Source organism: Paractinoplanes ovalisporus, from assembly GCF_016834655.1.
Classification (GTDB): Bacteria; Actinomycetota; Actinomycetes; order Mycobacteriales; family Micromonosporaceae; genus Actinoplanes; species Actinoplanes ovalisporus.
Genome location: NZ_JAENHP010000004.1, coordinates 470,196 through 483,453, shown reverse-complemented (window position 1 = coordinate 483,453; position 13,258 = coordinate 470,196). Strand labels below are relative to the sequence as shown.

Below are 13,258 nucleotides of genomic sequence, written 5' to 3'. Positions count from 1 at the left end.
CCATTGTCCTTCGGGGGTACGACAAGAACCAACCCAGGTACCGCTGCGGTGGCGAAGGAGGAGGACCGGAAAAAGAAAGGGCCCCCCGTGCACCCGTCAGAGCCCGCTTATCCTTGCTGCCTTCCGGCCCTGGGGAGGTTCACGAGATGCACGCCGCACGAGAGGCTTACCGAGAGCCTACCCGGTGCCCCCGCGCGGCGAGGCGGGGACCCGTGCGTCCGCCGCGCCACGGATCTGTATCCTGGCTGACGGAGGATTCGCCTAGAGGCCTAGGGCGCACGCTTGGAAAGCGTGTTGGGTTCACACCCTCACGAGTTCGAATCTCGTATCCTCCGCCAAGCGATCGAGCTGACGAGCCGGGCCCCGTGCCCGGCTCTTCGCTTTCCCCGCCCGGCCTTCCCAGATCAAGAGCCTTCCCGCGTACGCAGGAACACGCACCGAAGGCCGAGGAGCCCACGGGTACGCAGGAACGCGTCGAGGAAGCCCACACGTACGCAGAAACGCGCTCCGAAGACCGACAAAGCCCCACGCGTACGCAGAAACGTGCGCGCGGGGCTCAACCGGTACGGCTCTCAGGACGATCAATTTCCACTGTCGAGGACGCCGCCACGCCCCGACAATGGCCGCCGGGTCAGAGTTGCGCGGCGGCGATCGCGTCGTCGACCTCGGGGAAGATGGCGAAGTAGCGGCTCAACCCGACGGTCTCCATCAGCTGGACCAGGAACGGGTTGGCGCCGGCGAAACTCAGCCAGCCACCCCGGGCGTCGATGACCTGCTTGCAGGTGATGAAGGCGCTGAGCCCCACGGAATCGCAGAACTTCAGGTCGGTGAGGTCGACCACGATGCGCGGGACCGGGCGTTCCAGCAGGTCCGCCAGCATCGTGTGGAGTTGAACGGCGGTGTCCGAGTCGAGTTCGCCGCGCAGTTCGAGAACGGAGATGTCGCTTCGGTGATCGGTGACTTTGGCCTGCATGGGAATCGCTTCCTGGCGCTGATTGAGGTCAGCCCAGGCTAGATCCACGCAAACAATTGTCACCGGACAAACAGTGCGGTGAAACAGGAACGCAATAAGGGCCAGATCCAAAATTGGATCCGGCCCTTATTGAAAAGTTCGGCTGGCCGATGAGATCAAGCGTGCGGCGCAGCCTGGGCTCCTGGCGCCGCTACAGCTTGCGCCACTGCCAGCGTGGTCCACGCCACGCGTCGGCCAGGATCATGGCTGATGCCCGTCCTGGACACTGCTGCACCTTGGACTTGCCCTCTGGTCCGCCCATCTGAGCTTCGACTTCCCAGAGATCGCCGTCGGTGCGGACGTAGACGTCACGGCGCGCAAGCCGGACGTCACCATTCCACCAGTGACTGTCAACTCTCACCAGTCAAATCTAGGACAGTTCCCAGGCATCGGCGTAGGGCAATCTTGTGAAAGTTTCTCACCAGGCGGCTAAAGGGCGTTGTCTGATCCGGCAGTTTTCGTCTGCGTGACTTGCGCGACAGCGAAGGTATTTGCGCAGTCCCCGAGGCGTCACCGTGAGTCATCAGCACTGCTCGCGAATGAGGCGGCTGGACATCGAAACGGCGGCGTTACGCGGACGATACCTGATCATGGAGAAGAGCCGATCGGACGACCCCGCGCCTGGACGTACGGCCCACCCGGTCCGTGACACGCAGAGTGATCGCCGAAGGCAAAGACAAACCCGGCGGCTCCGCATTAACGGAACCGCCGGGTTCGGTGGCGGTGGTGAAGGGATTTGAACCCTTGGAGGGCGTAAACCCTCACACGCTTTCGAGGCGTGCTCCTTAGGCCGCTCGGACACACCACCGGGAAGTACGTTACCGGACGCCTCTCAGCGCTCGCCGCCGGGTGCCCCAATACCCGCGCCCAGCCGGAGCGACCCGGTGCGACCTGGCAGGATCGGGACCATGAACGAGCGAGAAGAGACGCGCCGATGAGCGTGCACATCGGCGGACAGCCGGGCGACATCGCCGAGCGGGTCCTGCTCCCGGGCGACCCGATGCGGGCGAAGTGGATCGCCGAGACCTTCCTGCAGGACGCCAAGTGCTACACCGAGGTCCGCGGGATGCTCGGGTTCACCGGCACCTACCAGGGCGTCCCGGTGTCCGTGCAGGGCTCCGGCATGGGCATGCCGTCGGCGTCGATCTACACCCACGAACTGATCAACGAGTACGGCGTGAAGTCGGTCATCCGGATCGGCTCGTGCGGCGCGCTCGCCCCCGACCTGCAGCTGGGCGACGTGATCGCCGCGATCGGCTCGGCCACCGACTCCAACATGAACCGGTCCCGCTTCGACGGCCTGATCGACTATGCGCCGGTGGCCGACTTCAGCCTGCTGCGCACCGCGGTCGAGGTCGCCGAGCGCCAGGGCACCTCGATGCGCGTGGGTCCGATCCTGGCCGCCGACGCGTTCTACACCGACCGTCCCGACCTCTACGACTCGCTGGCCGACTACGGCGTGCTCGCGGTCGAGATGGAGTCGGCCGCGATCTACACGATCGCCGCCCGCTACGGCGCCAAGGCGCTGACCATCCTGACCGTCAGCGATCACATCAAGACCGGCGCCAAGATGGATTCGGCGCAGCGCGAGCAGGGATTCGGCGACATGGTCCGGATCGGTCTCGAAACCGCGATCACGGGCGCTTCCTGAGCGGACTGCCGCGGCGCGGCCCCGATGCGGCGTCGCGGCCTTCCCTCCGTACGGGAAAAGGCAGTGTCACCTCCGTACGGAAAAGCGATCGTCCCTCCGTATGGGGCAAGCAGTTGCCCCCTCCGTACGGAGAAAGCCCACCCTCCCCCCGTACGGGAAATGGGGTCGTGGGACGGAATCAGCGGAAGAAGTCCCGCAGCAGCGCGGCGCACTCGTCCTCGAGCACCCCCGCATAGACCTCGGGCCGATGGTTGAGACGACGGTCCCGTACGACGTCCCACAGCGACCCGACCGCACCCGTCTTCGGCTCCCAGGCCCCGAACACCAGGGTCGACACCCGGGCCAGCACCAACGCCCCGGCACACATCGTGCACGGCTCCAGTGTCACCACGAGCGTGCAGCCATCGAGACGCCACGTGCCGGCCCGCTCGGCCGCCCGCCGCAGCACCAGGATCTCGGCGTGCGCGGTGGGATCGCCGGTCGCCTCACGTTCGTTGCCCGCCGTGGCCAGTTCCCGGCCGTCGGCGTCGAGCAGCACCGCCCCCACCGGCACGTCGTCACCGGTGGCGGCGGCCGCCTCGAGCGCCCGCCGCATCCAGGCCACGTGCCGCGGCTGCGCCTTCAGGCTCACGCGTCGCGCAGTTCTTCCATCTCGTCGCCGCAGCCGATGCGCTGGCAGATCTCGGCCGTCACGTCGGCCGGCATCATGCCCTCGAGCCCGCACAGCTGCAGCAGCCGGTGCGCGGTGATCCCTAGGTCGGTGAGCAGCTCGGCGTCGCCGACCGGATCCGCGTCGGGGTCGACGGCCGGCTTGTCGCTGTCCTCGTCGTCGTCGCCCTCGGCGGCCAGATCGTCGATCTCGAGCGCCGGCGCCTCGATCTCACCGAGCAGCATCGCGCCGATCCGGGACTCGTCGGCGAACGCCGAGTCGGAGCCGAAGATCCGCAGATCCTCACCCTCGTCCAGCCGGAGCACGGCCAGATATTGGTCGTCACTCTCGACGAACAGGAGCGTGACATCGGCGTCCGGCTCCACGTCGCGCATCGCGTCGACGACCTCGTCGATGTCGGCCAGCCCACCCAGGTCCAGCTCGGACGCCGTCCACCCGTTCTTGCCCCGGCCCACGGCGGCAGCGAATGTCGACAACTTTCCCCCCACGACTGATGTCTTCGCGAGTGACGGTAGCGGGAAGAACGGCGGGCGACGCGCGCCACGCCTTTGTGTGTGGCGGAAGTCAGTTCACCAGGCGACGACGCATCGCGATGAGCTCGCGCAGGCGCGCCCTCCGCAGCCGCTGGGGCTGCGTCGTCTCCCGCGCCGTTTTGGCACTGGCGAGAGCCGCCAGCAACTCGAGCCGGCGCCGGCGACGATCAGGATCGAGCCGATTCGGTGAGGGGGGCATGGACCCGAGGTTGAACCTTTCCCGGACCTTAAGTCAAGACCAAGTGCGTACCGCGACGAGGACGGCACATCGGGTCGCCGACAAGCCCGGTCAAGATCGGACAATCACCACAGCGGCCAGTCCTGGGTGGTGATCCACCGGCCGCCCACAAAAGCCATGGCGATCGATAGCCCGAGGCCGCTCGCGAGGGCGACCCCGGCCGCCGCGCCGCGGTCGCCGATCAGGGTCAGGACCAGGGCGACGGCCCAGGCACTGACCGCCGCGAGGATCGTCCACCAGGCGTATCCGGCCAGGTCACGGCCGAGCGACCCGAACAGCGCGAGCCAGGCCACACCGGCCGCTATGCCGGCCAGCAACGGGCCGGCGTTCACCGGGTGGGGTTCCCGATAGATCGGGCGGGACGGACCGGGGAACAGCCCCGACGGGGGTCGCGCCGGCATCTCGCCGCGCGTCGCCGCCTGCTGCCAGTCGGTCACGGCCCACCTCCCTCTTCATGGCCTCTTGTGTGCCAGCCTAGCCAGCACGGGTCGGCGGGGCGGGCGCACTTCTGCCAGGATGGCCGGGTGCAATTGCTCCGTACCCTCTCCGGTTTGACCGTATTGGCCGTCTGCCTGGCCGGTTGTGGCAACAACTCCGGCGGCGTGCCGGTGTCCGCGACCCCGCAGTTCGTCGAGCCCTCGGTGACCTCGGAAGCGGCGGCTCCCACGCCGTCCTCCGTCGTGCCGAGCCAGCCGGCCGCCACGTCGCCGAGCGCGTCCGCGAGCGCCACGCCGTCGGCGACGCCCTCCAGCACCGGCTCCGCGACCATCACCGCGTCGAAGAAGGTGAAATACGTCTTCCCCGTGAAGGCGTCGAACGTCGACTGGCACACCACCCACTCGAAATACAAGGCGACCGACATCTTCGCCGACTGCGGTGAGTCGGTGGTCGCCACGACCAGCGGTGTGGTCCTCGAGATCAGCCTTAAGGACGTCTATGTCAAGGGCTCGCCCGACGGCCCCAACAACGGTGGCCTGTCGGTGTCGCTGCTCGGCGACGACGGCGTGCGCTATTACGGCTCGCACCTGAGCAAGGTGCAGTCCGGCATCAAGAAGGGCGTCCGGGTCACCGCCGGCCAGCTGCTGGGCAAGGTCGGCCACACCGGCAACGCGAACGGCGTCTGCCACCTGCACTTCGGCATCTCGCCGCCGTGCGCCAAGGTGGGCGACTGGAAGGTCCGCCGGGGCGTCGTCTGGCCCTATTCCTATCTGGCCTCGTGGCGCAAGGGCGGCAGCAAGAGCCCGGTGGCCGAGGTGGCGGCCTGGAAGCGCTCGCACAACTGCAAGGCCTGAAAGGTCAACCGCGTTCCCCCGTACGCAACAGCCTCGCCCTCGACGGCATGAAGGCCAAACTGCGTTCCCGCGTACGCAAGGGGCCGCACCCTCGCCCGATGGGTGCGGCCCCTTGCTGCCGGGAGAAATGTCTGGTGGTTACTGAATCGCGCTTTTTTAGGCGCTGAACTGGGCGAACCGCTTCTGCTGGCGGCCCTCGACGGTCGTGAACGCGCCGCCCATCCCGACCTTGCCGAGCTTGGCGCTGCCGGCCAGGGCGAGCACGCCCTCCACCCCGTTCGCGTCGGCGGTCCAGTCGAGCAGGTGCCCGTCCGCCGCCGACAGCGCGGCCAGCTTGATGCGGTTGTCCGAGCCGTCCACACAGGCCCCCTGCGATCCCGTGCGGGCCGTGCTGCACGCGCGGTCGAAGTGCCCACCGGCATAGACGGAGTCGCCGAGCACGGTCACCGCCTGCGCGTCCCCGTCGAACGTGGCCGACCACTTGAGCGCCCCGTCCGGGGTGTAGCGGCTGACCCGCCCGCCCTGCCCGCCGTGGGCCGAGAACACCGCGTCGCCCGTGACCGCCAGCGCGTACGTGATGACCGGGGGCCGAGGTTTGAAGCCGGCCACGACGGCCGCGCCGGCGGGATCGAGAGCGGCCAGACGGTCGTACCCGGGAAGGCCGTTGATCTTGTGGAATTTGCCGCCCACATAGATCCGCCCGCCGCCGGCCGCGATCGTCTCGACCTGGTCGTCGGCCGTCGGACGCCACCCCGCGTCGAGCTTGCCGCTGCTGAGGCTGAACGCGGCGAGCCGGGTCCGCGGCTGCCCGTCGACCGCGGTGATCGTGCCGCCGACGTAGAGCCGCCCGTGCGCCGCGAACGCCGCCATCGGACGCCCGCTCACCGCATGCTTGAACGTGCTGTGCAGCGCCCCGTCGGCCAGGTCGACGCGGGCCAGGCTGTCCCGCTTCTGCCCGCCGACGGTGGTGAAGTCGCCGGCCAGGTAGGCGGACGACCCGCTGACGACGAGCGCCTTGACCCGCCCGTCAGCTACCGGCGCCCAGGGCAGCAGCGCTCCGGTGCGGGCATCCATCGCGGCGAGGCGCCCGCGGGCGACCGGCTTGCCGTTGACAATCGCGGCGGTGAAGTCGCCGCCGACATAGACGACATTCTTGGCGTACGCGATGCTCAGAACCGCACCGTTGAAGCTCGGCATCACGTCGGAGTCCTGGGCGTGCGCGGGCGAGGCGCAGACCACGGACGAGCTGAGCACAAGCCCCGCGACGAGTGTTTTCCCCCGGTAAGTCACGTGACGACCGTAATGCCGAGCCGCCTACTCTCCGCCGTCGCGAAACGGACAATTACCGCAGCTAGGACGGCCGATCCCCGCCTGCCCGAACGGCTGATCTTGCCCGGCGGCGCGAATCTCGGCGACGCTGACCAGCACGACCGTATTCAACCGTGGGTCCAAGACCGCGTCTTCGCGTTCCCCTTCGTCGCCTGCCCCTGCGGCCAGCCCCACCCCCACCCCGTTACGAACGTCGCAGGTCCGTTCTCGCCCCTCCGCCTTTTGATCTCTTCCTTGATCAACTTCACCCTGTAGCGCCATCCCTAACCCCCACCCACCACTGGGGAAAAGAAGGTGGCCCGACCGTACGCGCCGTCAAGGCCCGCCCGGCGGTTGTCCACAGGGGCCCTCGTTATCCACAGCCAGCGCCGGAAACTCGGCCCCGGGGTGGCCCGCTGTGGGAGAGTTCCGGGCGTGAACATCGCAGTCGTCGGGCTTGGACTCATCGGTGGATCTCTGCTGCGTGCGCTCGACGCGGGTGGGCATGACGTGGTCGGCTTCGACGCCGATCCGGTCACCCGCGAAGCGGCCACGGCCGCGGGCTTCCGCGTCGGAGCAGACCTTCAGCGCGCGGTCGCCGGCGCCGAACTGGTGGTGCTTGCGGTTCCGCTACCCGCCCTGCCGTCGGTAATCGGCGAGCTGGCGGACCATCCGGGGCTGGTCACCGATGTCACCTCGGTCAAGCAGCCCGTACGCGATCTGGCCGCGAAACACGGCGTACGGCGTTTTGTCGGCGGGCACCCGATGGCCGGCAAGGAGACCTCGGGATTCGCGGCGACCGACGCCCGCCTCTTCGACGGCTGCGCCTGGGTGCTCTGTCTGGAGCCCGGCGAGACGAGCCTGACCGACTGGCTCCTGCTGGCCGACCTCTTCACCCGGCTCGGCGCTCGGGTCGTGCCGATCGAGGCGGGCCGCCACGATCGCGCGGTCGCCCAGGTGAGTCACGTGCCGCATCTGTTCGCGGCCGCGCTCGCGGGGCAGCTCCGCGACAATCCGCCGGCCGCGACCCTGGCCGCGGGGTCGTTCCGCGACGGCACCCGGGTGGCCGCCACGCGGGCCGAGCTGATCGCGGCGATGTGCGGGGGCAACGCGGCCGCGGTCGGAGCCGAGCTCGACCGGCTGCTCGCCGAGCTGCACGAAATGCGCGCCCTCCTCGACGAGCCCGATCCGGTGGCGGCGCTGACTCCGGCGTTGCGTCCGGCCGGGGAGCTGCGGCGGGCGTGGCCACCGGCGCCCGGCCCCTCGGCCGAGCTCCCGGGCGAGGCGGCCGCGCTGCTGGAGCTGGGCCGGGCCGGGGGCTGGGTCACCGCGGTCGCCGGGGATCGCTCGACGGTGTCATCAATGCGGCCGGAAAGTGGCTGCAATCGTCCATAGCGTGGTGGGTGTCAGCACAACCGCGAGGGGAGTCCGCGATGCCGGGTCAGGTCGGTTCCATCGAGAACGACCAGCAGGGACTGCTCGCCTACCTCGCTCAGATGCGCTACGTGCTGAGGCTGACCGCGTACGGCCTCACCGACGAGCAACTGCGCGCCACGCCGTCGGCCAGTGAGCTCAGCGTCGGCGGGCTGATCAAGCACTGCGCCTCGACCGAGGCCGGCTGGATGGGGCAGGTCCGCGGGGAGCCGCAGGTGCTCGACTACGAGGCCTACGCGAACAACTTCCGGATGGCCGAGGGCGAGAGCATCGACGACGTGTTAGCCCGCTACGACCGGGTCGCCGAGCAGACCGAAGAGACCGTGACCGAGCTCGGCAACCTCGAACACGCCGTTCCGGTCGACCATTCGGTGCCGTGGAACAGCCGGGACATGTCGCACTGGACGCTGCGGTGGATCCTGCTGCACCTGATCCAGGAGACGGCGCGCCACACCGGCCACGCCGACATCGTGCGCGAGTCGATCGACGGCGCGACCGCCTACCCGCTGATGGCCGCCGCCGAGGGGTGGCCCGAGACCGACTGGCTCAAACCGTGGAAGCCCGCGGCGACCAGCTGACAAGCCCCGCCGAGCAAGCCGACGGACCACGCGACCACCAGCAAGCAAGCCCCGCCGAGCAAGCCGACGGACCACGCGACCACCAGCAAGCAAGCCCCGCCGAGCAAGCCGACGGACCACGCGACCACCAGCAAGCAAGCCCCGCCGAGCAAGCCGACGGACCACGCGGCGAGCTGGAGCAGAAAAGCAGTGGGACGTCAGATCTTCTCGCCGCGGTCGAGGCGGATCACTCGGCGGTCCGTGACGATCGCGGTGACCAGGTCGTGCGGGGTCACGTCGAAAGCCGGGTTGGCCGCCGGCGCCCACGCGGTGATCTCGGCTGCGCCGCGGTCTTCGATCGGCACAGCGTCGCCCGAAGCGGTGTCGAGGTCGACTGTGGACTCCGGCGCCACCACTACGAACGGCAGGTCGGCCCGGCGGGCGCCGAGGGCGTGGGCGTACGACCCGATCTTGTTGATCACGTCGCCGTTGGCGCAGATGCGGTCCGCGCCCAGGATCACCGCGTCGACCTCGCCGCGGGCCATCAGGAAGGGGCCGGCCGAGTCGACCGCGACGCGGTGCTCGATGCCCCACTGGGACAGTTCCCACGAGGTGAGGCGGGCGCCCTGCAGCAGGGGCCGCGTCTCGCTCGCGACGACTCCGGCCAGGTGGCCGCGCTTGTGCAGCTCGTGCACCACGCCCAGCGCCGTACCGACGGTGACCGCGGCCAGCCCGCCGGTGTTGCAGTGGGTGAGCAGGCGTGGTCGTTCGCCGCAGAGTTCGACCATCAGGTCAGCGCCGAGGGCGGCCATGGCCTCGGAGGCCGCGATCTCTTCGTCGCGCACGCGGCAGGCCTCGGCGAGCACGGCCTGCGCGCCGTGCGGGAGCGATTCGGCGGCCCGGCGGGCGCCCCGGGCCAGGTTGACCGCGGTGGGCCGGGCGTTTTCGATCCGGCGTACGGCGTCAGCGAGCTCCTCCGGATCGTCGGCGTGCACGCGGGCGGCCAGCGCCACACCGAACGCGCCCGCCACACCGAGGGCGGGCGCACCCCGTACGGCCAGCGACTGGATCGCGGCAATCAGCTCGTCCACGGTGTGCAGGCGCAAAATCCGCAACTCACCGGGAAGCACCGTCTGATCGATGATCTCGACAGCACCGTCCACCCAGTCGATCGTCCGCATCCCGCGATGCTAGCCAGCGGCCTCGGCGAGAGTCCGCGGGACGTGACGGCCGAGGCCCGCACGACAGGCAACATACGCGGGCGCCGCCGCAGCACGACGGCGGCCCGTAAAGGCACGGCACACACGGTAAGGCGGGCGCGGGGATGAGTGACGCCGGGGCGCCTCGAAATGGGGCCGGTCGTCCTAGGCTGGGCGGCATGGCTTCTCGTGACCCGATTGCCGACCTGCGGCGCATCGCCTTCATGCTCGAGCGGGCGAACGAGGCGACCTATCGCGTACGCGCGTTCCGCTCGGCCGCCGCGAAGATCGCTGAGCTGGACGAGGAAGAACTGGTCGCGCGGGCCGGTGAGGGCACGCTCGGTGAGATCAGCGGCATCGGCGCGGTCACCGCCCGGTGCATCGCCGAGTCGCTGGCCGGCGAGGAACCCGTCTATCTGCGCCGGCTCGAGTCGACCGAGGGCGTCGACCTGCAGGGGGCCGCCCGCAAGCTGCGTGAGGCGCTGCGCGGGGACTGCCACTGCCACTCGGACTGGTCGGACGGCGGCTCACCGATCGAGGAGATGGCGCTGGCCGCGGCCGACCTCGGGCACGAATATCTGGTGCTCACCGACCATTCGCCGCGGCTCACCGTGGCCAACGGGCTGCCCGCGGCCCGGCTGCGCAAGCAGCTCGACTACGTGGCCCGGCTCAACGACCAGCTGCCCGACGGCTTCCGCATCCTCACCGGCATCGAGGTCGACATCCTCGACGACGGCTCGCTCGACCAGGAGGACGCGCTGCTGGAGCGGCTCGACGTGGTGGTCGGCTCGGTGCACAGCAAGCTGCGTGACGAGTCGCCGCGGATGACCAAGCGGATGGTGAACGCGATCGCCAACCCGCACCTCGACATCCTGGGGCACATGACCGGGCGCAAGGTGGCCGCCTCGGGCGCGGGCGACCGCGGGCACCGCGCCGGGCGCACCCGGCCGCCGAGCACGTTCGACCTCGACAAGGTGATCGCCGCGGTGCTGGAGCACGGCAAGGCCATCGAGATCAATTCGCGGCCCGACCGGCTCGACCCGCCGAAGCGGATGCTGACGGTCGCGGTCGAGGCGGGCTGCCTGTTCAGCGTCGACACCGACGCGCACGCGCCGGGCCAGCTCGACTGGCTGGGCTTCGGCTGCGAGCGGGCCGCGCTGTGCAACGTCCCGGTCGAGAACGTGGTCAACACCTGGTCGATGGAACGCCTGCTGGAGTGGACGGCCGGCCACGGCGCACAGAAGGCGTGAGCGTGGGGCGGGACGACATAAGGCGCCGGCCGACAAAAGGGGCCGGGACGACAAAGGGCCGGGACGGCACAAAACGCCGGACGACAAAGCGCCGGGCGGAAAAGGGACGTGACCGGCCCGGGGGAGAACGTATGGTCGGCCCGTGGGAAGAATTGATGACCTCGCTGACCGCTATGTCGAGGAATGGGCCGAACTGAGCCCGCTCGGCGCCACCTACGTCGGCATCTCGGGGCACGACTCCAAGACCGACGACCTCTCCCCCGACGGCTACGAAGCCCAGACCGAGTTGACCCGCCGTACGCTCAATGACCTCGACGTGATCGACCCGGAGCACGAGTCCGAGGCGGTCGCCAAGGACGCGATGATGGAGCGGCTCGGGCTCGAGCTGGCCCGCGACGAGGCCGGCGTGTCCCGCAGCGAGATGAGCGTCATCAGCAGCGGCCTGCACGCGCTGCGCGGCGTCTTCGACGTGATGGCGACCGAGGGCGAGGAGGCGGTCGCCAACATCGCGGCCCGGCTCAACGACCTGCCGCGCGCCCTCGACCAATACCGCCGCACCCTGCTCGAGGAGGCCGACGCCGGCCGGGCCAGCGCCCGGGCGCAGATGCTGGCCATCGCCGAGCAGTGCGACGCCTGGACCGACCCCGACCGCGACGACTTCTACCGTGGCCTGGCCGGGCGCCTGGAGGCCGACGGCGCCCTCGCGGCCGAGCTGACGCGTGGGGCCGAAGCGGCCACGGCGGCCACCGCCGACTTCGCCGAGTTCCTGCGCCGCGACCTGGCGCCGCGCGGCCGCGAGAAGGAGGCCGCGGGCCGGGAGCGCTACGAGCTGGCCTCGCAGTACTTCCTGGGTGCGAAGGTCGACCTGCAGGAGACGTACGAGTGGGGGTTCGCGGAGCTCTTCCGGCTCGAGGAGGAGATGCGGGCGACGTCGGCCCTGATCGCCGGCTCGGGCGCCTCGATCGACGAGGCGGTGGCCGCGCTCGACGCCGACCCGGCGCGCAACATCCCGGGCAAGGAGGCGTTCCGCGACTGGATGCAGCAGCTGGCCGACAAGGCGATCTCGGAGCTGAACGGCACGCACTTCGACATCGAGCCGCCCGCCCGCAAGATCGAGTGCATGCTGACCCCGACCAGCGACGGCGGCATCTACTACACCGGCCCGAGCGAGGACTTCAGCCGTCCCGGCCGCATGTGGTGGGCCGTGCCCGAGGGCGTGACCGAGTTCTCCACCTGGCGTGAGGTCACGACCGTCTACCACGAGGGTGTTCCCGGCCACCACCTGCAGGTGAGCCAGACGCTGCTGCGCGCCGACACCCTCAACCGCTGGCAGCGGCTGCTCTGCTGGTGCTCGGGTCACGGCGAGGGCTGGGCGCTCTATTCCGAGCGGCTGATGGACGAGCTGGGCTATCTCTCCGACCCGGGCGACCGGCTGGGCATGCTCGACGGCCAGGCCCTGCGGGCCACCCGGGTGATCGTCGACATCGGCATGCACCTGGAGCTGGAGATCCCGCGGGACAACCCGTTCGGCTTCCACCCGGGTGAGCGCTGGACGCCCGAGCTTGGCTGGGAGTTCCTGCGGGCGCACACCCGCATGGAGGAGAAGACGCTGCGCTTCGAGTGGAAGCGTTACCTGGGGTGGCCGGGCCAGGCGCCGTCCTACAAGATCGGCGAGCGGATCTGGATGCAGGCCCGCGAGGAGAGCCGGCAGCGTAAGGGCTCTGATTTCGATTTGAAGACGTTCCACCGGGACGCCCTCAACCTTGGATCCCTGGGCCTTGATCCCCTCCGGAAGGCACTCGCCCGGATCTGACCCGTTTCGGGCTTTTCCCCGGTTAGCGCCGGGGAAAAGCCCGTTTTTGTTGTGAGCACACCACCACTATCCGCTGTTTATTGCTGGTAGTGATCATGCGACTACTAAACGTGGAATTGATACTGGTCTTATCGGTCACGGTTTAGGAATCTTGTGACTTCTCGTGCGGCGACTCTGCCGTTAACATCGCGGCGGTAGCTTTCCCAGGTTCCGGAACCGGTCTGGACTGCGACTTCGAACCCCGGTAACGGCAGCACCAGCGCTTGTTACAACGACGACAACCGCACCCTGTATCCCCCGA

13 protein-coding genes, 2 tRNA genes and 1 other RNA gene are annotated in these 13,258 nt (G+C 69.4%); 7 read left to right on the top strand and 9 right to left on the bottom strand.

Annotated elements, in window-relative coordinates; genetic code table 11:
* Positions 1–74: 74 nt before the first annotated feature.
* Positions 75–169: signal recognition particle sRNA small type (ffs, locus tag JIG36_RS16335), an RNA gene on the bottom strand.
* An 81-nt stretch (positions 170–250) separates the two neighbouring features.
* Between ffs and JIG36_RS16330 the strand changes: the two genes are divergently transcribed.
* A tRNA-Ser gene (locus tag JIG36_RS16330) sits at positions 251–338 on the top strand.
* A 293-nt stretch (positions 339–631) separates the two neighbouring features.
* Here JIG36_RS16330 and JIG36_RS16325 read toward each other — a convergent pair.
* From JIG36_RS16325 to JIG36_RS16315, 3 genes are all read right to left on the bottom strand, one after another.
* Positions 632–1,021, bottom strand: coding sequence for an STAS domain-containing protein (locus JIG36_RS16325; RefSeq protein ID WP_307872748.1), 390 nt, complete (start codon positions 1,019–1,021; stop codon positions 632–634).
* A 142-nt stretch (positions 1,022–1,163) separates the two neighbouring features.
* Positions 1,164–1,373, bottom strand: a complete 210-nt coding sequence (locus JIG36_RS16320) for a hypothetical protein (RefSeq protein ID WP_203377117.1) — start codon at positions 1,371–1,373, stop codon at positions 1,164–1,166.
* A 357-nt stretch (positions 1,374–1,730) separates the two neighbouring features.
* A tRNA-Ser gene (locus JIG36_RS16315) sits at positions 1,731–1,820 on the bottom strand.
* 126 nt (positions 1,821–1,946) lie between these two features.
* Between JIG36_RS16315 and deoD the strand changes: the two genes are divergently transcribed.
* Positions 1,947–2,663, top strand: coding sequence for a purine-nucleoside phosphorylase (deoD, locus tag JIG36_RS16310; RefSeq protein WP_203377116.1), 717 nt, complete (start codon positions 1,947–1,949; stop codon positions 2,661–2,663).
* Positions 2,664–2,841: 178 nt separating this feature from the next.
* Here the strand turns inward: deoD and JIG36_RS16305 are convergent, their stop codons facing one another.
* The 3 genes from JIG36_RS16305 to JIG36_RS16295 all read right to left on the bottom strand — a co-directional run bounded on the left by JIG36_RS16305 (position 2,842) and on the right by JIG36_RS16295 (position 4,505).
* A complete protein-coding gene (locus JIG36_RS16305) occupies positions 2,842–3,258 on the bottom strand; it encodes a nucleoside deaminase (RefSeq protein ID WP_203377442.1) in 417 nt (138 codons plus the stop codon).
* Between the two features lie 32 nt (positions 3,259–3,290).
* Complete coding sequence (locus JIG36_RS16300) at positions 3,291–3,809, bottom strand: tRNA adenosine deaminase-associated protein (protein WP_203377115.1); 519 nt, start codon at positions 3,807–3,809, stop codon at positions 3,291–3,293.
* 360 nt (positions 3,810–4,169) lie between these two features.
* On the bottom strand, positions 4,170–4,505 hold the full coding sequence (locus JIG36_RS16295; protein ID WP_203377441.1) for a hypothetical protein: 336 nt from the start codon (positions 4,503–4,505) through the stop codon (positions 4,170–4,172).
* 150 nt (positions 4,506–4,655) lie between these two features.
* On the opposite strand from JIG36_RS16295, the gene JIG36_RS16290 reads away from it, so the two are divergent.
* Positions 4,656–5,396: a M23 family metallopeptidase gene (locus JIG36_RS16290; RefSeq protein ID WP_236047107.1), complete on the top strand. Its 741-nt coding sequence runs from the start codon at positions 4,656–4,658 to the stop codon at positions 5,394–5,396.
* A gap of 156 nt (positions 5,397–5,552) precedes the next feature.
* Here JIG36_RS16290 and JIG36_RS16285 read toward each other — a convergent pair whose 3' ends face one another.
* Complete coding sequence (locus tag JIG36_RS16285; protein WP_307872747.1) at positions 5,553–6,686, bottom strand: NHL repeat-containing protein; 1,134 nt, start codon at positions 6,684–6,686, stop codon at positions 5,553–5,555.
* Between the two features lie 453 nt (positions 6,687–7,139).
* Here JIG36_RS16285 and JIG36_RS16280 point away from each other — a divergent pair, with 453 nt between their 5' ends.
* On the top strand, positions 7,140–8,099 hold the full coding sequence (locus JIG36_RS16280) for a prephenate dehydrogenase (RefSeq protein ID WP_203377113.1): 960 nt from the start codon (positions 7,140–7,142) through the stop codon (positions 8,097–8,099).
* 38 nt (positions 8,100–8,137) lie between these two features.
* Positions 8,138–8,716 carry a DinB family protein gene (locus JIG36_RS16275; RefSeq protein WP_203377112.1) on the top strand — a complete coding sequence of 193 codons (579 nt, stop codon included), beginning with the start codon at positions 8,138–8,140 and terminating at the stop codon, positions 8,714–8,716.
* 197 nt (positions 8,717–8,913) lie between these two features.
* Here the strand turns inward: JIG36_RS16275 and mtnA are convergent, their stop codons facing one another.
* Entirely contained in the window at positions 8,914–9,876 is a 963-nt protein-coding gene (gene mtnA, locus JIG36_RS16270) for an S-methyl-5-thioribose-1-phosphate isomerase (RefSeq protein WP_203377111.1), read from the bottom strand.
* A 197-nt stretch (positions 9,877–10,073) separates the two neighbouring features.
* Here mtnA and JIG36_RS16265 point away from each other — a divergent pair, with 197 nt between their 5' ends.
* Complete coding sequence (locus JIG36_RS16265) at positions 10,074–11,144, top strand: PHP domain-containing protein (RefSeq protein WP_203377110.1); 1,071 nt, start codon at positions 10,074–10,076, stop codon at positions 11,142–11,144.
* A 142-nt stretch (positions 11,145–11,286) separates the two neighbouring features.
* A complete protein-coding gene (locus tag JIG36_RS16260) occupies positions 11,287–12,957 on the top strand; it encodes a DUF885 domain-containing protein (protein WP_203377109.1) in 1,671 nt (556 codons plus the stop codon).
* Positions 12,958–13,258: the final 301 nt, after the last annotated feature.